Origin of the sequence: Corynebacterium sp. HMSC069E04, from assembly GCF_001813175.1 — a bacterium.
In the GTDB taxonomy this organism is placed as follows: domain Bacteria; phylum Actinomycetota; class Actinomycetes; order Mycobacteriales; family Mycobacteriaceae; genus Corynebacterium; species Corynebacterium aurimucosum.
In genome coordinates, this window is sequence record NZ_KV811691.1 from 1 (window position 1) to 22,148 (window position 22,148).

Sequence of the window (22,148 nt, forward strand, 5' to 3'; positions counted from 1 at the left end):
CGCTACGCACCCCGAAACCGGAAGAGCCGCAAAAGCTCATCCAAGGAGATGAACACCATGATGCCGGCGATGACGGCAAAGCAGATGCCGAAAGTCATCGGCCCGATAAATGGCATCAGCAGCGCGAAGCCAATGAGGGCGCCGAGGGGCTCTGCCAAGCCAGATAGCGTGGCCCACCAGAAGGCTTTCTTGCGTGAGCCCGTTGCACTGCGCAAAGGTACCGCTACCGCAATGCCCTCGGGGATGTTGTGAATGGCAATAGCCACGGCAACGGGGATAGCGATCTCCGGGGCTTCGAGGCCTGAGAGAAACGTGGCAAAGCCTTCCGGGAAGTTGTGGATGGCCAGCGCGAAGGCGGTAAAGATGCCGGTCTTCATCAGCCGTTTGCGCCGCGCGTCCTCCTCGGTGGTGGCCGGCTCGTGCGGGTTAATCTCCTCGGGCACAAGGCGGTCAATGATGGCAATGATCGCAATACCCGCGAAGAATGCCGCCATCATCGTCCAGGTGGCGCGCGCCTCGTCCCCGAGGGTGCTTTCTAGCTTCTTCAGGGCCTCCGGCAGGATTTCCATGAAGGAGACGTAGAGCATTACGCCCGCAGACAGCCCCAAAGCAGTGGCCATGAACTTCGGGCCTGGCTCCCGCTTTCCGACGGCCAGGGCGCCTCCGATGGACGTCGACAAGCCCGACAGCAGCACAAGGCTGAAAGCGAAGGCAATGGTAGCTAAGTCCATAGTGGGAAACTATAGCGTGTCTAACCCGGCCTCTGCGTAAGCTTGGAAGGAGTCCATCGCTTCCCATCTGACTCACGAGGTGACTGTCGCAACCATGGTGCTGTATCCGCTGGCTCCGTCCTATTTTGGTGTCGAGCACGTCGCGATTCTTGAGCACGTCAACTTTTCTACCGCGTTGAGCATTCCGGGGTTGGCGCAGCAGCCTGCGCTCGTCGACGTTTCCTTGCTCCCCGACCCCACTACGGGTGGCTGGCGCGTGCGCTCGGATTTCGGTTTTCTCGGTGCGCTCGATGACGAAGAGTCCGCTGAGTATCCAGCGCTGAACCGGCTGCGCACAGCGGCGATGAATGCAGCAACACATGCGACCGTCGAGATCGTGGACGGTGAGGTGGAGGTGGCCGTTGCTCTGGGGCTCGACCCGTGGATGATTCCCGCGAACAATCAGCCAGCGGGTACTGCCCTGCTCAGCGGTGGGCACGGCGCTCTCGTTCGTGTCGCGGAGGGAGAGCTCACTACACATCAGCTGCGCGAGATGGGAACCGAACAGCTCTTCGTGACGCTTGCGCTTCTCGACGACACCGTCCTCGCCACCCACGACAACCTCGTCCTCGGCCCGTGCGGGGAGCTCTCCGATACCCCGGCGCTGGCCACCGCATTCGCGGCCGCCTCCCAATCAGGTGCTTCCCTGGCCGCTCGGGCTTATACTGCCGCGGGGCGCATCGCAGTGGACCTTCCCCTCGCCCCCGAAGACGCTGCTGCCCCGGCTCAGTCTGCCGAGCTCTTCGCACCTGTGGTCCCGCCGCTGCCGCTCGACCCAAACAATCCCGCCATCCCGCCGGCACTCGACCCTGATGCCGACTGGGAGTTCACCACGCCTGCGGATCCCCTTGCCTCACCACTGCCCACCGGCTCGCGTACCTTCACGTCCCCTAAAGACACCTTTTAACTGGCACCTTATGCGCTTACACTAATTCATTGACCTGGGATTTCTCTGAAACCCGCCCGCAAATGGTGCCTTTACTTTGGTGCTCTTTCCCTTGGCCCACACACGAAGCGTTTGCCTTCGACTAGGCGGGTCGCGCCGGGGGCATCGAGGTGCTCCAACAGTGGGACAGCAACCCGGCGCGTCGTGCCCAGGGCCTGACGTGCCGCCGAGAGGGTGAAGGGCTGTTCCAACTGTGCCGCCACATCGAAAGCCGCACGCGGAGCTGAAGGCAGAAGCACAACGCCCTTGGCCAGGCGAAGCAGGCGCCCGGCGCGCTCGGCGGCGGCGAGCTCCTTGGGGCCCAGTCCCAATTCCTTGAGGTCTTCTGCCTCCGGGGCAGCGAAGGGCTCAGCGCGCAGGCGTTGTTCGAGCTCAGCTACTGCCTTCTCCGCAGGGCCAAGGTCGACGGTCTTGCCGGGAACGCGCAGCACACCATCTACTGATTCGAGCTTGGCTGCCGCTACCGCCAACCCCAGCAGGGCCGGCTCCGATAGGTTCAGCGCGTCCATGGCCGCTGCCTTCGTCAGCCCCGGGGACAGCGGGTTCGCCGCAGCATGTGCTTCCACTGCCTCAACGAGGGCATTCTTCCACGCGGTTACGTGGCGGGCGGCAATCCACCACTCGCGGAAAACAATGACCCCTGCCGGCTTTTCCTCCACCGAAAAGCCATCGCGCAGGAGGTCGTCGCGCGAAGCGTAGCCGCAGCGCTTGAGCCACTCGGACGGGTTGGTCGGCTCTAAGGCTTCTAGCTCAGCTGCGCGCTTCTTCGCTGCACCGCGCCTACTCAGCGCGGCCGGGTGCATGTCCACGACTTCGAAGCCTGCCGCTACATGTCGCCCGCCGGGGCTGCGCACCACGAACCTATCAAGCAGCGTGAGAGATAGCGGGCTTTCCAGTGTCAACCTCGCGAACTCACCTCCTAATGGCCGCAGACGGGCACCAACGCCCGCGGTGCCGATATGCACCACGAGGTTCTGGGGAAGCTCAGCCATCTCAGTACCAAAGGTGCGGCGAATATCCACGGTTTCGAGCGCCCGCCAGCCCCCAGGGCTCAGCAGTGCATCCCCGCGATGAACCTGGTCGGCGGCCACCCCGCGAAGGTTGAGGGCCACGCGCGTGACTGGACCGGCGCTATCCACCGACTTGTTTTCACTGTGCACTCCGCGCACCGTCACGCGTTGCCCATGAAGCTCCAACTCATCCCCCACCGAGACAGTCCCCGCCGCCAGCGTTCCTGTCACCACGGTGCCCGCACCCTTCACGCTAAAGCCGCGATCGACCCACAACCGCACGCGCGCCTGGGGATCAGGCGCGGGCATAGCGGCGAGTACCTGGTCCAACTCAGTGCGTAATGTCCCCACGCCCTCGCCGGTCTTTGCGGAGACCTCGACTATGGGAGCGTCGGCAAGCGCTGTTCCAGCCAGTTCTGCCTTGACCTGCGCGGCTACCTCAGCGCGGCGGGCGGCATCTGCCCTGTCCGCGCGGCTCAGCGCCACCACTCCGTGCTCGATTCCCACGGCGCGCAGGGCATCCCGGTGGTCAGTAGACTGCGCTTGCCAGCCTTCATCGGCCGCCACCACAAAGAGCACCACCGGCGCGGGCCCCACCCCGGCCAGCATGTTGCCCAGGAACTTCTCATGCCCCGGCACATCGACAAAAGCCACGTCGGCGCCGGAGTCAAGCTTCGTCCACACGAAGCCCAAGTCAATGGTCAGGCCGCGCCGCTTCTCTTCCTCCCAGCGGTCCGGCTCCATCCCCGTCAATGCCTTGACCAGGCTCGACTTGCCGTGGTCGACATGGCCGGCGGTAGCCACAACGTACACCTACATCACCGCCTGAATCGCAGCAATAAGCTCCGCGTCCTGCGACTCCGGCACGCAGCGCACATCCACCAGGCAGCGGCCCTGGTTCACGCGCGCCACCACAGGAGGCTCGCCCAACCGCAGCGGACGGGCCAGCTCTTCTGGCAACGCCACAGCCCAGCCTGGCAGCGGTACCTCGGGCGCCCCGCCGCCACCAACACGCCCGGCATGCTCGACAACCACGCCGCCTACCGCCGCAGCGACCTTCTCGGTGCGCTCGCGGTGGCGCTGAGCGTCGATGTGCAGCGCATTCTGCACGGCATTGGAAGGAGCGGCAAGGGAGGCCTCAAGGGCGTTGAGCCGCAGCTTATCGATGCGCACCGCCCTCGCCAGCGGATGTTTCTTACACGCGGCGATCGCTTCCTTCTTTCCCACCAGCACGCCGGCTTGCGGTCCGCCGAGAAGCTTATCCCCCGAAAAGAGCACCACGTCTGCGCCATCTCGAAGAGCCTCGCTGGCCGAGGGTTCCTCAGGCAGCACCGCATCGGGAGTGAGCAACCCGGATCCGATATCCACGATGAGTGGCACATCCGTAAGCGCACGCAACTCAGCAACCGACACAGAAGACGTGAAGCCACTGATCACAAAGTTGGAGGGATGCACCTTGAGTATCGCCCCGGTGTTCTCCCCCAAGGCCCGCTCATAGTCCGCCAGGTGAGTTCGGTTCGTCGCGCCAACCTCACGCAAGCGGGTGGCCGTGGACTCGATGAGCTCCGGCAGACGGAAGCCCGCACCAATCTCAATAAGTTCGCCACGGGAAATGATGACCTCCTTGCCGGGGGCCAAGGCGGCGGTCGCCAGCAGCAGCGCGGATGCTCCATTGTTAACCACCAGCGCGTCCTCCGCGCCGGGACAGGCGGCCAGGACAGCCTCGACCGCGCCGCGTCCCCTATCCCGCGAGCGCTGACCGCTGTCTAAGTCCATCTCAACGTCCGTATAGCCGGCTGCGGCTGCGAGCGCGTCCACCGCGGCTGGTGGCAATGGCGCCCTACCCAAGTTCGTGTGGATGATCACACCGGTGGCATTGATGACGCGGCGCAAGGAATAGGGCTGTGCGCTTTCGAGTCTGTCGGCCAGCTCCTGCTGAAAGCGGGTGGGGTCGAGGGATCCGGAGCGGGCGTCGGCAAGCACGGCGTCGATGATCGCGCGCACCTTATGGGGTGCACTGCGCTCCTGCGCAGTGCGCACTGCCGGGTACTGGAGGATCTCATCCATCTTCGGGATGAAGCGGCGGGGGTCAGTCATCAAAGTTCCTCCTAGCTGCGCTCATGGCGGAGACGGACAGGAATCGAACCTGCCAGACCGAGATACTCGGCCTCACCGGTTTTGAAGACCGGGGCGCCCACCAGGACACGTACGCCTCCGTCTGCTCACCTTACACGGGGCTAAAGTAGTACTTATGACTGACATTAAACTTACGTCCTTTGCCGCCGGTGGCGGTTGTGCTTGCAAGATTCCCCCGGGTGAGCTCGAATCTGCTGTGGCGGGCCTGGTAGGCACCGCGGACCCCAACGTGCTGGTGGGGCTTGACGACGGCGACGATGCCGCCGCCGTACGCATCCAGGACGGCCTGGCGGTCATCTCCACCGCGGACTTCTTCACCCCGATGCTCAACGACCCCTATGACTGGGGCCGGGTGGCAGCAGCTAATGCGCTTTCCGACGTCTACGCCATGGGCGGCACGCCCATCACCGCCATCAACCTCGTGGGCTGGCCGCGCGAAAAGCTCAGCCTCGATATATTGCGCGAGGTCCTGCGCGGTGGCATGGATGTGGCCAGCCAAGCAGGGATCTCGATTACTGGCGGGCACTCCATCACCGCCCCGGAGCCCACCTATGGTTTGGCTGCCACGGGCACCGTCCACCCCGACAAGATTATGCGCAATGACGCCGCCGAGGCTGGTCTTCCCATCACGCTGACCAAGCCGATTGGTGTGGGCATCCTCAACAATAAGCACAAGGCCACCGGTGAGGTTTCTCAGGCCGCGGTAGATTCCATGACCACGCTCAACCGCGATGCAGCTGCGGCAGCGGTGGAGGCAGGAGTGCGTGCAGCAACCGACGTCACCGGGTTTGGTCTTTTGGGCCACCTCTACAAGATGTGCCGTGCCTCCGGTATCGGCGCCGAGCTCGACTTCTCCGCTGTTCCTGCGGTGAACGGCGCCAAGGAAGCCCTGGCGGAGGGCTTCATCCCGGGCGGCTCGCGCCGCAATCTAGATTGGGTCCGCCCCCACCTCGATTCGGACTTGAGCGAAGAGGACCTGGTCTTCCTCGCCGATGCCCAAACCTCCGGTGGCCTCCTCCTCATCGGCGAGGTACCCGGCTACCCAGTTATCGGGCGGACCGTGCCGGGTGAGGCGCGGATTTCTATCTCTGCTTAGGAACGCGCGCTCAGAATGCGCGCGACGCCATCGACTCCGGCATGCGTGAGGTGATTGGACAAATTGTGTGTCACGGACTTCTCGCTGATGCCGGATACCCAGCGAATAGAGTCCGGAGCACACATGTTGTGGTCGATGGAAGCGCGGCGGAGGTCAACGTAATTGGCACCAGCAGCGGAGGCCGCAGTGCGCATCGCGGAGTTAATGGTGTCCTCTCCCAAACGAACCAAGCCCAGCACATCCATGTTGAAACCCACCTCGCTGCTGGTACCAGAGCGCACGGGGCACATCGCGCCATTAGCGGCAGAGATAGCTGGGTACCCCACAAACGTGATGGTGGCATGCGGCGCAGCCTGACGGATGCGATTCGTGTTATTCACCATGGCCTGCCGGTAGGAATCATTATTAAATTGCGAGACAGCAATGTCCTGCAGATTATTGGCGCCGAATTGCACAAAGACACTCTTGGTATCGGCAGTGAGGTGTTTATTGGCAATGGCACCAACGACCTGCTGATCAAAGTCCTTCCGGAAGGAGCCCCCGCTAGCCTTGGCGGCCGAACAGGCATAGTTCGCCACCGAGCGCCCCGTGATCTTGCCGTACTCCGCGGCCACTGTCTTCTTTCCTTGCGGGCAGCCTTGTGGTGATGGAGCGCCTGCTTCCGAGCCGCTGCCCTCGATGCTGCTGAGGCCCGCACGCACAAGATCGGACCGCACGCCAGCCACCTGCTTGTAGCCGGGGTTAGCAAAGAAAGAATCACCGAAGAACACGGCGTCGGCGCCGCGGTGCGGGTCTGCGGAGGCCGTAGCGGTAGAGAAGGTCACGGCACTGCAGGCCAAAGCGGTTGCGGAAAGAGCAACGGAAAAACGCTTGATGCGCTGGGAGAAGGAGAGAGACATGATTCCTTAACAGAACGATTAGGGAGAACGAGAGAATGTTTACCTCGTTCTACTCAATCACATTGGTCTATCTCTTTGCTAACCCTTTGCCATTCTTGCAATTCTTTCCCGTCACAAAATGAGGGTTCTTATCCGCCCGTCACGACGGAAGTGCCGTAGTCACCCCGCGCTTCAGCACGCCGCTTCTGTGGAGCAATCGTGGTGGCTGGGTCCTTCACCGCTTCCAGTCCCGCGTTGAGCACACCAAAGCGGGTGCACGCAGATCCCGCCATGAGCGCAAGGCCGGACAATACCGACACGGTGCGTGACTTGGTCGCCGCAGCTACGGCCGTTCCCACACCACCGGAGGCGATGAGCCATTCAGAAGCCTTCATGAGCTTTCCCGGCAATCCCTCATGCAGCGGCCGCCTGGGTTCCGGTTCCATGTGATTTTCCATGATCCGCGTCGCGACTAGGTCACTCACTGCGGCCGTGATGCCCAGGGCGCGTGCAGGCCCAGCGTTCTTCACCGGGGTAAAGGCCATGGCGGCACCCGCCGCCGCGGCCGACGCCGAGGAAACAAAGACATAGGGCAAGTGCTTCTTCGCATCGTTCCATGTCGGGTTAGAGGTATTAGCCAACAGCACCGCTGTATAGCCAGCGAGTGGTCCGCCGAGAACTCCCGCAACGGCCCCCGCTGGGCCGGCTGCCTTATCAAGGGATCGGCGAAGCGGTTTCGGCAGCACACCGCCGACCAGCTCATCAGCCTCGACGACTGCAGGCAGCGACGCGGCAGAAGCAAAGCTGCCCAAAATCCACGAGCCGATGGACATCGGAGAGGTCACCTTGAAAACGCGGAACATGTTGAGCAGACGCTCTGGGCGCCCAAGGTCGAGGATCAGAAAGACAGAGCCCACCGAGGCCGCAGAGAACGCCGTCAATCGGGTAGAACGTTTGAGAGGCGCGTTACCCGTAGCCTGCGCGCCAGCGGCGAGTAATGCCGAGCCTCCCGAAAGTCCACCGAGGAACAGATAGCCACCAATTGGCCACTCCCACGGCGGGGCCTTGACTACGGGCTTGCCGTAATACGAGGAGAACTCGAAGTCCTCCGCCATGCGCGCTTCTTTGGACCCATCCTGTGCGCCGGCGCCGACTCGTCCACGCCGGCGCTTCTTGCCACCGCCGCGACGACGCCTAGGCTCCTGCGGCGGGCGGTACTCATCAAATTCGCTCACTTGCGGCCTCCCAACATGAATGCCCCGGCCACTGCCAGCGCCATTCCTCCGATAGCTTTCGCTGCGGTCTTGTACATCTGCGGCAAATCCGCCGTGGGCACGCGCGGATCCGGCGGCAGCCCGTAGACCTCCGGGGAATCGAGCAACAGGAAAATAGAACCCGTTCCACCGACCCCATCCTGGGAATTGGCGCCGTAGAGACGAGCCTCTGTCAGCCCTTGCTCGTGGAGGACACGGACTCGCTCCTGCGCAGCAGCGAGCATCTCCTCGTAAGGTCCAAACTGGATAGAATCCGTCGGGCAGGTCTTAGCGCAAGCAGGCTGTTCACCAATCTTGAGCCGGTCATAACACATGGTGCACTTCTGAGCTACACCCAAATTTTTGATCGGCATGGCCTGTCCCGGCGTATGGTCTGGACCTTGCGGCTTAAGCTGCTTCAGCTTTGCCAGCACGTTCACACCCGCGTGGTCAGGCACCTCGTAATCCACGGTGGCGGTCTTGTCCGCCTTCAGCGTCACGCCGCCGTCATCGCGGCGCTCAATGACGCCGAAAGGACACCCAGCAACGCAGGTCCCGCAGCCATTGCACACATCATCTTGCACCACAACGGTGCCGAATTCGGAACGAAAGAGCGCGCCCGTCGGGCACACGTCCAAGCATCCAGCATTGGTGCAGTGCTTGCACACATCGGAGGACATGAGCCAGCGAAAATCATCGGTATCTGGGATGACGCTTGGCGCGGAGACTGTGGGCAGACCCAGTGAGACGAGCTTGCGCCCATCCTCGCGCGCCTGCTCAATACGCTCATTGCTTTGCTCAATGAAAGTCACGTGCCGCCAGGTATTGGCACCCAGCGAGCCTGTGTTGTCATAGGAATTGCCGGTGACCGCATAGCCTTCCACCGGGTTGCGGTTCCATTCTTTACAGGCCACCTCGCAAGCCTTGCAGCCGATGCATACCGAGGTATCGGTAAAGAACGCCATGCGCTGATAGGACTCATAGCCGTGTTTATCAGCCTTTTCGGTGAAAAGATTAGCCATTAGTCCTCCTTAGCCTTCTTTGCCTTCATAGTCCGCCACATTGCCTGCGGTGGCGTCATCGCCGGTGTTCTCCTCAGAAGCATCGCTCTTCGTGCTAAAAGCATCTGAGACGTCCAGGATCCGGTTGCCCGAGTCAACGGTAAGGTGCGCCCGCTCTTGGTACTCGCGCAAGAGTTGCACTCGTGCCTCGCCCCGCGGGCGCCGGCCCGGCTGAATATCGCAGGCGCCCACCTTTGAGTTCTGGATAAACACGTTCGGCTCCAAGGTCAGGCCCAACAGATCGTTGGCACCATCGCCGGCCACCTCGGTGGTCTCTGATTCTCCGTAGTGGAAGGGCAGGCCAATCTGGTGGAAGTCCTCACCATTGATGGTGAGCATCTCCATGCGGTCCGTCACCAAAACCTGCGCCTCTATGACACCACGCGGCGACACAATAGTGGCCCACTCGCCGTTGACAAGTCCACGCTTGGCGGCCAGTTCCTTGTCCACCTCGCAGAACAAGCCCGGCTGCAGCTCCGCCAAGTAAGGCAAGCGGCGCGACATCGCACCGGAGGTGTACATCTCCGTCAGACGGTAGGTAGAGAAGACAAACGGGAAGACCTCAGCACCGCGCTCCCCTGGCTCGGGGCGGGAAAGGTTATCCGCGCGCTTGATAGTCAACCGCGTCGGCGATTGCTGCTGCTTGTACAGCGCATTCTGCACCGGCGATTCCTGCGGCTCGTAGTGAGTCGGCAGCGGGCCGTCGGACAGCCCCTTCGGGGCAAACAGCCAACCCAGGCCATCCGGCTGCATGATGAAGGGATCATCGCCGTCGAGGGCGTCGGGGCCGACGGCGTCGACAGGCGCGACATAGTCCGGGCGCTTCGTCACCGGGAAGTCCGGGACATCGTCACCAACCCACTTGCCCTGGTCCTCATCCCACCAGATGTACTTCTTGCGCTCCGACCACGGAGTGCCATCCGGCTTGGCGGAGGCGCGATTGTACAGGATGCGTCGGTTAGCCGGCCATACCCACCCCCACTCGAGTGCTACTTCGTTCTGCTCAGACCCCGGAACCTTCTTCGCGGCATGGTTGATGCCGTCCTTATACACGCCGGTGTAAATCCAGCAGCCGCCGGAGGTAGAACCGTCGGCGCGCATCTCGGTGAAACTCGGCAACAATTGGCCCTTCTTTGGCCCATCGAGGTAGTAGCCGTTGATCTCACGCAAAATCTCATCTGAGCTGGGATCCCCGTGTTCATCCTCGGTGTAATCCCACGTCACGGACTTAATCGGCAGGTCGCGCGGGTCGGTCGAATCCGCCAAGCGCTCCCTAATCTTCTTGCCCAAGTGGTAGAAGAACCACGCCTCGCTGCGGGCCTGGCCCGGCGGCGGAGTCGCCTGGAAGCGCCATTGCACCATGCGTTGGGTCTGGGTAAATGTTCCGGACTTCTCCACGTGCGTTGCCGCAGGCATGAGGAATACCTCGGTAGCGATCTCCTCGGTCTTGAGCTCGCCGTTCTTGACTTCCGGCGAATCCTTCCAGAAACTTGCCGTTTCAATCTCTTGGAAATCGCGGACAACCAACCACTTCAGCGAGGCCAGTCCGCGGCGCTGCATACCACCGTTGGACTGCGCCACCGCTGGGTTCTGACCGAAGACAAAGTAGCCCTCCACTTCCTTGCGCAGCATGGCCAGCAATGTCTCATAGGTCGAGTGCGCGCCGGACAGGCGCGGCATAAGGTCAAAGCCCCAATTATTCTCCTTGGTAGCGGCGTCGCCCCAATAGGACTTCATGAGCGAGACCGCGTAGTTCTCACCCAACTGCCAGAAGCCCTTCTGGTCTTCCTGCCGGAAGGAATCCAGGTAATCCGCCCAGGTCTCCTGATCCACGTGTGGCATGGGCAGGTAGCCCGGAAGCGAGTTGAAGAGAGTCGGAATATCAGTCGAGCCTTGAATCGAGGCATGCCCGCGCAAGGCCATGATGCCCGAGCCAGGGCGGCCCACATTGCCCATGAGCAGCTGCAGAATCGCCGCGGTTCGGATGAACTGTGCGCCCAGGGTGTGCTGGGTAAAGCCCAGCGCGTAGGCGAAGCACGTGGTGCGCTCCGGGGTGGAGTTCTGCGCAATCGAGTCTGCCAAGTAGTAGAAGTCCTCCGGCGCAATGCCACAGGTCTCCTCCACCATCTCCGGGGTGTAGCGCGAGTAGTGGCGTTTGAGGATCTGGAAGACCGTGTTTGGATCCTCCAGCGTCATGTCCTTCTCCACGTTCCACGAGGAGCCCTCAGGCTTTTTCACGTACTGCCACGAGTCCGTGACGTACTTGCCCTTCTTCGCGTCGTACCCGGAGAACAGGCCTTCCAGGTCCTCGGTGTCTTGGAAATCCGGCGAGATGATCGACGCCGCGTTGGTGTAATTCACCACGTAATCGTGGAAATACAGGTCATTATCCAGAACGTACTTGATAATGGCGCCGAGCAGCACCACGTCCGTGCCACCGCGAATGCCGATGTGGCGGTTCGCAAAGGCAGACGTACGCGTGTAGCGCGGATCCACGTGGATAATGCGCGCACCACGCTTCTTGGCTTCGACGACCCACTGGAAACCCACGGGGTGGCATTCGGCCATATTAGAACCCTCGATGACGATGCAATCCGCATTCGCCATATCCTGCAGCGGTTGGGTCGCGCCGCCGCGGCCAAACGATGTTCCTAGACTAGGAACAGTGGCGGAGTGTCATATGCGCGCCTGGTTCTCTACCTGAATAGCACCAGTCGCGGTAAACAGTTTCTTAATGAGGTAGTTCTCCTCATTATCTAGCGTCGCGCCACCCAGACCGGCGATGCCCATGGTGCGGTTGAGACGACGCCCGTGCTTATCGACGCCCTCCCAATGCCTCGCGCGTGCCTCCACAAAACGGTCCGCGATCATATCCATCGCGGTTTCTTCGTCGAGCTCCTGCCATTCAGTGGCATAGGGCGCTCGGTACTTGATCGTGGTGATGCGGGTCGAGGAGTTAATGAGTTGCTCAGAAGCAGAGCCCTTGGGGCAGAGGCGGCCGCGGGAGATCGGGGAATCCGGATCACCCTCGATTTGGATGACCTTGTCATCCTTCACGTAGACGCGCTGGGAGCAGCCCACTGCGCAGTAGGGGCAGACCGACTGCACGACGCGATCCGCATCGACGGTGCGTCCCTGCAGGTCCTCACTCTTAGCTGACTGCGTAGACAGGTCGCGGCCGAAGGCATCCTTGTTGCGGATTTGGCGTACGACGGGCCAGTTCAGTGGGCTAAAACGTGACATGACTTAAACCTACTGCTTCGCCACCATGTTTTCCACCCTGTTCATGACAGCAAAAATTGAAAAGGAACTAAAACGACAGCAGGCCGGAGCTTTGCAGCTCCAGCCTCTTAGCCCTTAACCGAGATTACTTGCGGGTCTCGGTGATGCCGTCGGTATCGATCTGCTCCTTGCGCAGATCCTCGGTGTGGGTCTCGGTGTCCTTGATGGTTTCCTTGGAGAGGTTAACCTTCTCCACCGGGACGGTCTTCTTCTCTACGTTCACACGCTCTTCATGCAGGGTGACGGAGGCTTCTTCTGCTCCGTTATCGCCAATGGTGCCGGTGTAGTTGGCAGCGTCAGCCTCAGAAATCGGGGTGCGCTCGACGCGAACCTCTTCGCGCTCGACCGGAACCTCAACAGTCTCAGTATCGGTCACGACGTACTTGCGCAGGCGAGCCTCACCAGTGGCCACGCGCTCCTTGTTGACGTCTAGGCGCTCCTCGGAGCGGATAACTTCACCTTCGTTGTTGGAGACGCCGTTACCGGTAGCAGTAGCGCGGTCAGTGTCAATACGGTCGGTAGCAGCGGTCTCATCCTTAGCGTGCGCACCTGCTCCAGCGCCGGCAACGCCAGCACCGGCAGCACCAGCGCGCTCATCACGCTCGTCACGGTAGGTGGTGACATCCTGTGCGTTCTCGAGGTTGTAGTGCTTGAAGATGTCCGCCTGTGCCTCAGGAGTCAGCGGCTTATCGGAGTCAAAGTCCGGTGCGTTCTCGATGCGGTCCTTGGAGAAGGCCAGCTTGAGCTCTTCACCGGTGAAATCGTGACCACGGAGCGGAACCAAGCTGGAGCTCATGCCGAACAGGCCGTGGTTGACCTCAACGAAGGTCGGCTGACCGGACTGCTCGTCGACGAAGACCTCCTTGACAGAGCCCAGCTTGTCGCCGGTCTTGTCGTATGCGGTTGCGTTAAACAGATCCTTGATATTCTTACCCATTATTTCTCTAAACCTTTCTATATTTGGTCTATATGAAACTGGCAAACCACAGATCTCAACATCACCCCCATATACCATAAGAAGTGGGGGGCGATTTGCTATTTCGTTTGCGCTGTCACCCACCATACGGACAAATACACAATGTGCCACCGCTGTAGCCCATCCCATTGCAAAAATCGCGCTTTGCCGCAGGCCACATTGGCTATAACGATTAGATTACGAGATTATTTACGCACCTCACAAGCCATTAGAACGACGGCGCCCTCCCCCGACCCACGCCCAGACCAAAACACAAAGACATCAACCTGCACCCGCAAACAGCACCCAACAACAATCCTCTATACAATTCTTTACGTTACCCACAGGGACAGCCAATAAACGTTAACTACCCCCACCCCGTTCGGCACATTCCTTAATTGGTCTACATTCCCAATCATCACAACTCCACCATTGAGTATCCTGAACATCATGAACCAGACGAAACACTTCGAACTCAAAGTCCCGGGCGGCAAACTACTCGTCGTAGATCTTGATATTGACACCCACAGCACCGTTACCGCAGCCAAGGTCTCCGGCGATTTCTTTCTTGAGCCTGAGGAGGCCTACGAGACACTAGCCCCAGCACTGGTTGGCATCACTACCGCCACAAGTACCGAGGACGTCCAGTCCCGGCTCGATGCCGCGCTTGCGCGAATCGACTCACCCGTGGCTCTCCATGGTTTTGACACCCACCACCTAGCCGTCACAGTTAGACGTGCACTGTCCGGCGGTACCGATTTCACCGACCACAACTGGGAGATCCTGCGCCCAGGAGTTCTCCCAACCCCAGTCAACGTCGCCCTCGATGAGGTCCTCCTCAACGAAGTCGCGGAAGGAAAACGCGGCCCTACGCTCCGCTTCTGGGAGTGGGAAGACCGCGCCGTGGTCTTCGGCTCCTACCAGTCTTATTCCAATGAGTTGGACCAGGAGGGCGTCGACAAGCACAGCATTGTTCCAGTGCGCCGAATCTCCGGTGGTGGCGCAATGTTCATGGAGGGCGGCAACTGCGTAACCTATTCCCTGTACGCCCCAGACTCGCTCGTAGCCGGTTATTCCTACGAGGCTAGCTACGAGTATCTGGACCAATGGGTTCTCGCGGCGCTCGGAAAGCTTGGTGTCAACGCCTGGTACGTGCCGATTAATGACATCACGTCGGACGGCGGAAAGATTGGCGGTGCCGCCCAAAAGCGCCGCAAGAGCGCGGTGCTCCACCACACCACGATGAGCTATGACATCGATGCAGACAAGATGATGGAGGTCTTGCGCATCGGCAAGGTCAAGGTCTCTTCCAAGGGCCTAGCCAGCGCAAAGAAGCGCGTGGACCCGCTGCGCCGCCAAACCGGCGTGCCGCGCGAGGAAATCATCGAGACTATGGCTACCGAGTTTGCCACCCGCTATGGCGCCGTCGACGCCGAGCTTTCCGACGACACACTCGCCGCCGCCCGCCACCTCGTCGACACCAAGTTCCTCAACGACGAGTGGACCAAGCGCATCCCATAATTTGCGGGGGAATTTCTGGGCAGCGTACGGTGTTACATGTTCTAATGAACCGACCGGTATGACTTTACCGAACCAAATGGTCCATTTCTATACAACACTGTCTAGAAGGAAAATCTCGTGTCCGACACTTCCTCCCGCGCATCCTCGCGCACGCTGCCCTCGTGGGCCACCGGCTTTGGCGCCCAGGTCATCGCCGGCCTCATTATCGGCCTTATTCTCGGATTCATCGCTTCCGGCATGGAGTCCTCGTGGCTCTCCGATACCTTGTCCGGCGTCGGCGGCGCGTACGTCCAATTGCTCAAAGTGATGGTCCCGCCGCTCATCTTCGCGGCTGTCGTCACCTCGGTTGCCAACCTACGCAAGGTGGCTAACGCCGCCTCGCTGGCAATCTCCACTCTTGTATGGTTCGCCATTACGGCCTTCTTCTCCGTCTTGGCTGGCATTCTCGTCGCCCTCGTGATGAAGCCAGGCGTAGGCACGACTGTCGACGCCTCCACCGCCGCCGATCCCTCCAACGTTGGCTCCTGGACCGCATTCCTCCAGCAACTCGTCCCCGCCAACTTCTTTGGACTCAAAGCTTCGCTTAGCGACGGCGAAGTCTCCCTCAGCTTCGGCGCCCTTCAGCTCCTTGTCATTTCCTTGGCCTTGGGCATCGCTGCGGTCAAGGCTGGCAAAGCAGCCGATCCCTTCCTGCGCTTTACCGAGTCCTTCCTCAAGGTTATCCAGGTGGTCCTCTGGTGGATCATTCACCTCGCCCCGATTGGCACCGCCGCCCTCATCGGCAAAGCCGTGTCCACCTATGGCTGGGATGCGCTGAGCTCCTTAGGCAAGTTCGTCCTCGCGATGTATGTCGGACTCGCCCTTGTCATTGTTGTGGTCTACCCTGCCGTCCTTGCTTTCAACCGCATTCCAATCATCGGCTTCTACAAGCGCGTATGGCCAGTATTCTCCCTCGGCTTCGTCACCCGTTCCTCCATGGGAGTCATGCCGGTTACCCAGCGCTTTACGGAGAGGGCCATGGGTGTGCCTCGCGAATACGCCTCCTTCGCCATCCCGCTCGGCGCTACCACGAAGATGGACGGCTGCGCCTCCGTTTACCCGGCTATCGCCGCCATCTTCATCGCTCAGTTCTACGGAATTGACCTTTCTCCGACCCAATACCTTCTCATCATCTTCGTTTCCGTCATTGGCTCCGCAGCTACTGCCGGCACGACAGGCGCCACCGTCATGTTGACACTGACGCTCTCCACGCTGGGCCTCCCGCTGGCAGGCGTCGGCCTCTTGCTCGCCATCGAGCCCATCATTGATATGGGCCGCACCGCCGTCAATGTCACCGGTCAGGCACTGTGTGCCACGATCGTAGCCAAGCGCGCCGGCATCCAAGACCAAGCAACCTGGGATGCTGCCGAGGGTGGCGTCAATGACATCATGAACGCTGATGAGAACGAACGGGACAGCGTGAACGTTTAGGAACATAAGTGACGTGGAACACATATAGTTTCTGTACGGTGGAAGCTATGTCCACGTCAACCCAAGCACCACCAGACCCCGATTCCACACAACACCGCAGCGCCATCAAGGCCTCCTTCATAGGAACCTTCATCGAATGGTTCGACTATGCGGCCTACATTTATATGTCGGCCATTATCTCCCGAGTCTTCTTTCCGGAGATGGAAGGGCGCCGCGCGCTCATCATGACATTCGCACTCTTTGCGCTTTCCTTCCTCGTCCGCCCGCTCGGCGGAATTGTGTGGGGACACTTTGGTGACAAACACGGACGAATTCAAACCCTGACGGTATCGATCACGATGATGTCGCTGGCGACAGCCGTGATTGGCTTCCTCCCCAGCTACGAAGCAATCGGATTCGCCGCCACCCTGCTACTTCTGCTTTCGCGCATGGTCCAAGGTTTCTCCGCGGCTGGCGAATATGCCGGGGCAGCCACGCACCTCGCAGAAATCGCTCCGACGCATAAGCGGGGTATCTACGCCGCAATCGTGCCTTCCGCCACAGCATCCGGCCTGCTACTGGGCTCCCTCATCGCAGCACTACTCACCGGCGTGCTTGACGACGATGCCCTCATCTCCTGGGGTTGGCGCGTCCCCTTCCTCATCGCACTACCCCTGGGCCTTTACGGCCTGTGGATTCGCCGCAACGCCGATGAGTCTTCCCGCTTTGAGAATCAAGATGACACGGAGGAATCCCCTCTTCGCGAGGTCATCAAATATCCCAAGGCCCTGGCAATTGCCTTCTCGGGCGCAGTTCTCAACGCCATTGGTTTCTATGTCATCCTGACTTACCTGCCGACCTACCTCTCCCAGGAGCTGGGCATGGCGGAAACACCTGCCTTCATAGCGTCCTCCGTCGCTTCCGCGTTCTATGTCGGCTTCGCGCTTCTCACCGGCCTGCTTTCGGACCGCCTGGGACGCCGCGCCACCATGCTGTGCGCTGCGCTTTTCATGGGGCTCTTCATCGTCCCTGCCTTCATGCTTCTCGACGGAGCTGGGATTCTCCTGGTCATCATCATCCAGGTGTGCCTCGGCGGCGTGCTTGCGCTTAACGACGGCGTCCTCCCCTCCTTCCTCTCCGAACAGTTCCCCACCCATGTTCGCCTTTCCGGCTTTGCACTCACTTTCAACACAGCTAACGCTGTCTTCGGCGGCACGGCGCCCATAATCGCCACCTGGCTTATTGACAAAACAGACAACCAACTCGCCCCGGCGTATTACCTTGTTGCCGCAGCAATCATCACCGGCGGAGGCGTTCTCTTCGCCTCCAAGCGGAATCGCCTAAAAGAGATCTAACCCACCGCCTCACTCTCCCCCTCCTGGTAGTAACTTCCATCAACGACCCACACTTGAGCTTCAGCGGCAGCGTCAATCGCCCGACCGCTGGCGATCCGAATTGTCGTTTCAGACGACGAGCAGGGCCGCACGAATTGACTTCCGGCCTGATGCCGCTGTACCAACCTGTCCTGATAGGCGGGCGCCTCGTTTGCCAGAAGATGGGCAAGGTTCCCTCTCCCCCTTGCTTTTTGGGAGTCCTCGGCCAGCTACGGGATCGTGCCTGGCCGGTCCTCGGTCGAGTTGTTGTCCGGAGTTGGTGTGCAGCAGTCGGGTTCCCCGCTTTGCCCGGGGCCCTCGCCTGTGGGCGGCGTTCCCTGTCTGATGCGCAGTCTCCTGCGCCGGTTGAGGGCGGCCAATGCCGATGCGAGCACCACGGCTGCGGCGAGGGCTGCGATCAGGGTGCTGTTGTCGCTGATCCAGGCGCTGGCGGCGGCTGACCATACGGCGAGGCTGTTGGCCTGTGCGGTTCCGCCGGTGGCGGCGGGATACCAATACCAGCTGAGGTAGGCGCCGGTTATGGTGAGGATGAAGGCGGCGATGCGGTTGCTGTGCTTGGCCAAGCCGGTGATTCTTCGCCCGAGGGCGGCCCCGGCGATGGCCGTGCCTGCCGAAACGAGCATCAGGACAGTGGCCGAGCCTGCGGCGTAGGCGGCGAAGACCGCGAGCAGCCCGGCGTAGCTGGCGACGGCCTGGGCTTGGGCGATCACGGCCAGGAGCACCCCGAGGGTGCAGCCGAGGGATGCTGCGGCGTATCCGATCCCGAAGGCCACCATGCGCCCGGTTTTGTGACCTGCCCCTGCGGCTTCTTGTGTGCGGGGTTTCGTGGCCCAGGCCGGCAGACGGAGCCGTGGTGTGAGTCCGGTGAGCATGGCCAGGCCCAGCAGGAGAAGGATCACCCCGGTGGCCATTCCCAGCCAGGGCGCTGCGCTGATCAGGGTCCTGGCGCCCGCGCTGACGATCAGCCCGAAGGCTGCCAGGGTCCCGGCGAAGCCGAGGCTGAGCGCGAGCCCGGCCCGGAGCCCGTGGGCCAGACGCAGCGCGAGCGGGCGCGTCCGGGCGTCCCCGATGGTCTGGGCTATCCAGGCGGGCAGGAGGGCGAAACCGCAGGGATTGACCGGGGCAATCATTCCAGCGGCGAAGGCCAGGGCAAGCAGGGCTGTCATTGGGCACCGGCCTTGGTGAGTTCTTCTTGGATCTTTTCCGCAGACGGGTCGGTGGCCCGGAAGGTAACGTCGCCCTTCGCGTCGACCACCACCAGGGTGCTTATGGAGGTGACCTTGTACCGGGTGGTCAGTGTGGCCTCGGTGTCGATGACGGCAGGGAGCTCAGGGGCCTTGATGTAATCGCGGAATCCGTTGATGGTCTCCTTCGGTTCTCGGGGGTCCACGTCCACCAGGAGGTAGTCGGCCGAGCTTCCCAGGGCCGTGGAGGCCTTGTTCAGGGAATCGGCCCCTTCCGCACACTCACCGCATCCGGCAGAGAAGAAGAACAGTGCTGCGGGCTTACCGTCCGGGATGGTCCGGGTAGTGCCGTCAATGTCGGAGACCGTAACAGCAACGGCACCGGCCGCGTCGGGCGACGAACCGCCTGGCGCGGCCGACGGGCCGCCCGGTGAGCTGGCGCAGGCGGTTGTCAGTGCCATGACCGCTGCCAGAAACAGGGCGGAGGCGAGGTGCCTGGGCCGGGGAACGGACAGAGAACGGCGGGATCTCGGGTATGTCATGGTGTCTGGTGGTTCCTTCCAGGAATGGGGATGGGGACTCAGGCGGTGCCGTGGTCGGTGCGGTGGTGCTCGGGGACAACAGATAGGTGAGGGCCTGGTCGGTGGCGGTCAGGGCATTCCTTTGCTTCGGTAGTGGGGGCTGGAGCTCAGGCGCAGCAGGAGAGCTCGGAGACGTCGGTGGTGAAGGCCTTGGCGGCGATCCTGATGCCCTCGGCCATCGTCAGGTAGGGGCTCCAGGCGGCGGCGACCTGCGCGGTGGTCATGCCCGCTTCGAGGATGTAGACGCCGGCGGCGGCGATTTCCCCGGCGTCCTTGGCCACCGCGGAGAGGCCCAGGATCCGTCCGGTGTCGCGGTCCGCGACAACCTTGATGAAGCCGCGGGTGTCGCGGTTGACCACGGCTCGCGGCACGTACTCCAGGGGGAGGACCCGGCACTCGCAGCTGATCCCGGCGGCGACAGCTTCCTTTTCCGTCATCCCGACCGCCCCGATGGCGGGACTGGTGAAGGTGACCCGGGGCAGGTGCCGGTAGTCGACCTCGGCCAGGGCATCGGTGAACGCATTGTCCACGGCCAAGGCGCCGTGGGCCGCTGCGACGTAAACGAACTCCCGATGGCCGGTCGCGTCCCCGGCGGCCCAAACCCGCGGGTTGGACGTGGCCAGGCGGGAATCGACCACGATCTCGCCGGATGCGCCGGTCTTCACCCCGACGGCGTCAAGGTCCAGTCCCTCGGTCACCGGGCGGCGGCCCAGTGCCACGAGGATGCGGGAAGCGCGGAACACCTCCTCGCCCCCGGCCACGTTTGCCGTCACCGAGACCCCGTCCGGGCCGGAGGCCACGGAGTCGGCCATGGCCCGCCGGACCACCCGGATCCCCTCGTCGGTGAACACCCCCGCCAACGCCTTGGATGCCTCCGGTTCCTCCTGCGAGGCCAACCGGGAACGGACCAGCATGGTCACCCGGGAGCCCAGCCGGGAGAAAAGCTGTGCCATCTCCAGGGCAACATAGCCTCCGCCCAGGATCAGCATTGATTCGGGCACCTCGTCCAGTTCCATCGCCGTCGTCGAGGTCAGGTACCCGGCCTCGGCCAGTCCGGGAACGGGCGGCACGTAGGGTGCGGAGCCAGTGGCCACGAGGTAGTGCCCGGCCTCGATCGTTCTCACTGCACCATCCGGGGAGATCACCCGGAGCAGCGGTGCGTCCTGGGTTCCGGTGAACGACGCGTCCCCCGAGATCATCGTCCACCCGTAGTCCGCGGCCAGATCGACGTACTTCTCCGTGCGCATGCTTTCAACCAGCGCGGCCTTGCCCTGAATCAGGGCCGGCATGTCCACCGGGCCCGCCGAGGCCGCCACCCCAGGGAAGCGGGCCGAATCCAACGCCACGTGGCGGGCCTCCGCGGCAGCCAGGAGCGCCTTCGACGGGACGCAGCCCGTGTTCACGCATGTCCCGCCCACGGTGCCGCGCTCCACCATCACGACGCGCTTGCCCAGTCCGGTGGCCCGGATCGCGGCCGCAAACGCTCCGCCGCCGGAACCAATAATCGCCAGATCGAACTTTTCGTTTGTCATTCCAGATGTCTCTTCCCTGTGGTTCAAAAGTTCCTATGGAACCATTGTGAACCTTCCAGTACAATGGAAGGTCAAGTGTGGTGGCCATTGGAAGGGGAATCGGCGAACATGAGGATCGGACAGCTTGCGGAAGCAACCGGAACCACGACCAAGACCCTGCGGTTCTACGAGGAGTCGGGGCTGCTCCCTCCGGCCGAGCGATTGGCCTCCGGCTATCGGGACTACGCCGAGGATGCCGTGGGTCGGGTCGGGTTCATCCACCGGGGCCAGGCCGCGGGCCTCACCCTCGCCCAGATCCGCCAGATCCTCGACATCCGCGACGGCGGCCAGGCGCCCTGCGAGCACGTGCGCGACCTGCTTGACGTGCGCCTCGCTGAGATCGAGCAGCAGATCGCGCAGCTCTCCGTGCTGCGCGACACTATCGCGGACCTCAGACAGGACGCCGCACACCCGGACCCTGAAACGTGCAGCACCGATCAAGTGTGTAGGTACTTGTAATCCAATTGGGCACACCTCCTTAGCAACCACGCTATGCGAGAGTTGCAGCTCGACGAGAGCCAGGATGACAGGATTAACCGCCAGGAGCTATCTATAAATAGGGACTATTTCTTACCTGGAAGTAACATTTTGGCGGTTGAGGATAATACCTTTGGTGCATTTTGAGCCAAAGTAAAAATAGTCCCCTACGGGAAGACGGAAATAAGACCAGTTCCCGGTGGACAAGAACAGTCTTCGCGAGCAGGTAGTTGGTGGGCCCTTGCGTTCATAATTCTGTGCACCATCACCACCATGATCGACAGGCGAAAACCAGGTTCTTCGGGTGGGTTGGCCCGCCTTCGGCCCAGTTGTGTCGGTGATCCAACTGGCTGAGAAAAGCAGGCTCGCCGCATCCGCCGACCCGGCAGGTACCGTCGCGTCCTTCGACAAGTTTGCGCATGATGATTCCTGGTTGGTAGCCGTCGGCTTCTTTTATCTCTTCGGTTAAATCCCGCGTCTTGTCATGTGGCATGGGTTCAGCTCGCCAGCCGAAGCCTTCGATAAAGGTCGGTGCGTTATCAATATCGCGGGCTTGGTAGGTGTGGAGCACCACCGTAGCTGGT

At 61.7% G+C, this 22,148-nt stretch carries 17 protein-coding genes, 1 tRNA gene and 1 pseudogene; 6 read left to right on the forward strand and 13 right to left on the reverse strand.

Annotated elements, in window-relative coordinates:
- Positions 1 to 29 precede the first annotated feature (29 nt).
- Positions 30 to 731 (reverse strand): annotated as a pseudogene (gene zupT, locus HMPREF2896_RS09820) (zinc transporter ZupT); the annotation flags it as partial.
- A gap of 79 nt (positions 732 to 810) precedes the next feature.
- Between zupT and HMPREF2896_RS09825 the strand changes: the two are divergent.
- Entirely contained in the window at positions 811 to 1,677 is an 867-nt protein-coding gene (locus tag HMPREF2896_RS09825; RefSeq protein WP_246824016.1) for a hypothetical protein, read from the forward strand.
- Positions 1,678 to 1,748: 71 nt separating this feature from the next.
- Here HMPREF2896_RS09825 and selB read toward each other — a convergent pair whose 3' ends face one another.
- The 3 genes from selB to HMPREF2896_RS09840 all read right to left on the reverse strand — a co-directional run bounded on the left by selB (position 1,749) and on the right by HMPREF2896_RS09840 (position 4,942).
- Complete coding sequence (gene selB, locus HMPREF2896_RS09830) at positions 1,749 to 3,539, reverse strand: selenocysteine-specific translation elongation factor (protein ID WP_070719385.1); 1,791 nt, start codon at positions 3,537 to 3,539, stop codon at positions 1,749 to 1,751.
- A complete protein-coding gene (gene selA / locus HMPREF2896_RS09835; RefSeq protein ID WP_201828421.1) occupies positions 3,540 to 4,823 on the reverse strand; it encodes an L-seryl-tRNA(Sec) selenium transferase in 1,284 nt (427 codons plus the stop codon).
- A 24-nt stretch (positions 4,824 to 4,847) separates the two neighbouring features.
- A tRNA-Sec gene (locus HMPREF2896_RS09840) sits at positions 4,848 to 4,942 on the reverse strand.
- 35 nt (positions 4,943 to 4,977) lie between these two features.
- On the opposite strand from HMPREF2896_RS09840, the gene selD reads away from it, so the two are divergent.
- A complete protein-coding gene (gene selD / locus HMPREF2896_RS09845) occupies positions 4,978 to 5,958 on the forward strand; it encodes a selenide, water dikinase SelD (protein ID WP_070446981.1) in 981 nt (326 codons plus the stop codon).
- Here selD and HMPREF2896_RS09850 read toward each other — a convergent pair.
- The 5 genes from HMPREF2896_RS09850 to HMPREF2896_RS09875 all read right to left on the reverse strand — a co-directional run bounded on the left by HMPREF2896_RS09850 (position 5,955) and on the right by HMPREF2896_RS09875 (position 13,369).
- The gene (locus HMPREF2896_RS09850; protein WP_070645300.1) at positions 5,955 to 6,857 is read right to left on the reverse strand and encodes a GDSL-type esterase/lipase family protein; all 903 of its coding nucleotides are present in this window, start codon (positions 6,855 to 6,857) and stop codon (positions 5,955 to 5,957) included. The two genes, selD and HMPREF2896_RS09850, sit on opposite strands and share 4 nt — an antisense overlap.
- A 128-nt stretch (positions 6,858 to 6,985) precedes the next feature.
- On the reverse strand, positions 6,986 to 8,071 hold the full coding sequence (nrfD, locus tag HMPREF2896_RS09855; protein ID WP_070446985.1) for an NrfD/PsrC family molybdoenzyme membrane anchor subunit: 1,086 nt from the start codon (positions 8,069 to 8,071) through the stop codon (positions 6,986 to 6,988).
- Positions 8,068 to 9,111: a 4Fe-4S dicluster domain-containing protein gene (locus HMPREF2896_RS09860; protein ID WP_070719389.1), complete on the reverse strand. Its 1,044-nt coding sequence runs from the start codon at positions 9,109 to 9,111 to the stop codon at positions 8,068 to 8,070. Before HMPREF2896_RS09860 ends, nrfD begins: the two co-directional genes overlap by 4 nt.
- A gap of 9 nt (positions 9,112 to 9,120) precedes the next feature.
- Complete coding sequence (gene fdnG, locus HMPREF2896_RS09865; protein ID WP_246824017.1) at positions 9,121 to 12,393, reverse strand: formate dehydrogenase-N subunit alpha; 3,273 nt, start codon at positions 12,391 to 12,393, stop codon at positions 9,121 to 9,123.
- 124 nt (positions 12,394 to 12,517) lie between these two features.
- The gene (locus tag HMPREF2896_RS09875) at positions 12,518 to 13,369 is read right to left on the reverse strand and encodes a PRC and DUF2382 domain-containing protein (protein WP_070719392.1); all 852 of its coding nucleotides are present in this window, start codon (positions 13,367 to 13,369) and stop codon (positions 12,518 to 12,520) included.
- 468 nt (positions 13,370 to 13,837) lie between these two features.
- Between HMPREF2896_RS09875 and HMPREF2896_RS09880 the strand changes: the two genes are divergently transcribed.
- From HMPREF2896_RS09880 to HMPREF2896_RS09890, 3 genes are all read left to right on the forward strand, one after another.
- Entirely contained in the window at positions 13,838 to 14,908 is a 1,071-nt protein-coding gene (locus tag HMPREF2896_RS09880; RefSeq protein WP_070711749.1) for a lipoate--protein ligase family protein, read from the forward strand.
- A gap of 117 nt (positions 14,909 to 15,025) precedes the next feature.
- The gene (locus HMPREF2896_RS09885) at positions 15,026 to 16,378 is read left to right on the forward strand and encodes a dicarboxylate/amino acid:cation symporter (protein ID WP_070719395.1); all 1,353 of its coding nucleotides are present in this window, start codon (positions 15,026 to 15,028) and stop codon (positions 16,376 to 16,378) included.
- 47 nt (positions 16,379 to 16,425) lie between these two features.
- Positions 16,426 to 17,712: an MFS transporter gene (locus tag HMPREF2896_RS09890; RefSeq protein ID WP_070719397.1), complete on the forward strand. Its 1,287-nt coding sequence runs from the start codon at positions 16,426 to 16,428 to the stop codon at positions 17,710 to 17,712.
- Between the two features lie 248 nt (positions 17,713 to 17,960).
- On the opposite strand, the gene HMPREF2896_RS09895 is transcribed toward HMPREF2896_RS09890, so the two are convergent.
- From HMPREF2896_RS09895 to merA, 3 genes are all read right to left on the reverse strand, one after another.
- On the reverse strand, positions 17,961 to 18,917 hold the full coding sequence (locus tag HMPREF2896_RS09895; protein ID WP_005326045.1) for a cytochrome c biogenesis CcdA family protein: 957 nt from the start codon (positions 18,915 to 18,917) through the stop codon (positions 17,961 to 17,963).
- On the reverse strand, positions 18,914 to 19,396 hold the full coding sequence (locus HMPREF2896_RS09900; RefSeq protein WP_083308548.1) for a TlpA family protein disulfide reductase: 483 nt from the start codon (positions 19,394 to 19,396) through the stop codon (positions 18,914 to 18,916). Before HMPREF2896_RS09900 ends, HMPREF2896_RS09895 begins: the two co-directional genes overlap by 4 nt.
- Positions 19,397 to 19,623: 227 nt before the next feature.
- The gene (gene merA, locus HMPREF2896_RS09905) at positions 19,624 to 21,048 is read right to left on the reverse strand and encodes a mercury(II) reductase (protein ID WP_070701667.1); all 1,425 of its coding nucleotides are present in this window, start codon (positions 21,046 to 21,048) and stop codon (positions 19,624 to 19,626) included.
- A 108-nt stretch (positions 21,049 to 21,156) separates the two neighbouring features.
- On the opposite strand from merA, the gene HMPREF2896_RS09910 reads away from it, so the two are divergent.
- Positions 21,157 to 21,546 carry a heavy metal-responsive transcriptional regulator gene (locus HMPREF2896_RS09910; protein ID WP_004601215.1) on the forward strand — a complete coding sequence of 130 codons (390 nt, stop codon included), beginning with the start codon at positions 21,157 to 21,159 and terminating at the stop codon, positions 21,544 to 21,546.
- A gap of 283 nt (positions 21,547 to 21,829) precedes the next feature.
- Here the strand turns inward: HMPREF2896_RS09910 and HMPREF2896_RS12500 are convergent.
- The coding region (locus HMPREF2896_RS12500; protein ID WP_246824018.1) for an HNH endonuclease signature motif containing protein at positions 21,830 to 22,148 on the reverse strand (319 nt) is incomplete at its 5' end.

Coding starts and splice junctions, on each gene's coding strand:
- selD (WP_070446981.1), top strand. CDS start 4,978: ATGACTGACATTAAACTTACGTCCTTTGCCGCCGGTGGCGGTTGTGCT.
- HMPREF2896_RS09850 (WP_070645300.1), bottom strand. CDS start 6,857: ATGTCTCTCTCCTTCTCCCAGCGCATCAAGCGTTTTTCCGTTGCTCTT.
- HMPREF2896_RS09875 (WP_070719392.1), bottom strand. CDS start 13,369: ATGGGTAAGAATATCAAGGATCTGTTTAACGCAACCGCATACGACAAG.
- HMPREF2896_RS09890 (WP_070719397.1), top strand. CDS start 16,426: ATGTCCACGTCAACCCAAGCACCACCAGACCCCGATTCCACACAACAC.
- HMPREF2896_RS09895 (WP_005326045.1), bottom strand. CDS start 18,917: ATGACAGCCCTGCTTGCCCTGGCCTTCGCCGCTGGAATGATTGCCCCG.
- HMPREF2896_RS09860 (WP_070719389.1), bottom strand. CDS start 9,111: ATGGCTAATCTTTTCACCGAAAAGGCTGATAAACACGGCTATGAGTCC.
- HMPREF2896_RS09910 (WP_004601215.1), top strand. CDS start 21,157: ATGAGGATCGGACAGCTTGCGGAAGCAACCGGAACCACGACCAAGACC.
- HMPREF2896_RS09880 (WP_070711749.1), top strand. CDS start 13,838: ATGAACCAGACGAAACACTTCGAACTCAAAGTCCCGGGCGGCAAACTA.
- merA (WP_070701667.1), bottom strand. CDS start 21,048: ATGACAAACGAAAAGTTCGATCTGGCGATTATTGGTTCCGGCGGCGGA.
- HMPREF2896_RS09900 (WP_083308548.1), bottom strand. CDS start 19,396: ATGGCACTGACAACCGCCTGCGCCAGCTCACCGGGCGGCCCGTCGGCC.
- selA (WP_201828421.1), bottom strand. CDS start 4,823: ATGACTGACCCCCGCCGCTTCATCCCGAAGATGGATGAGATCCTCCAG.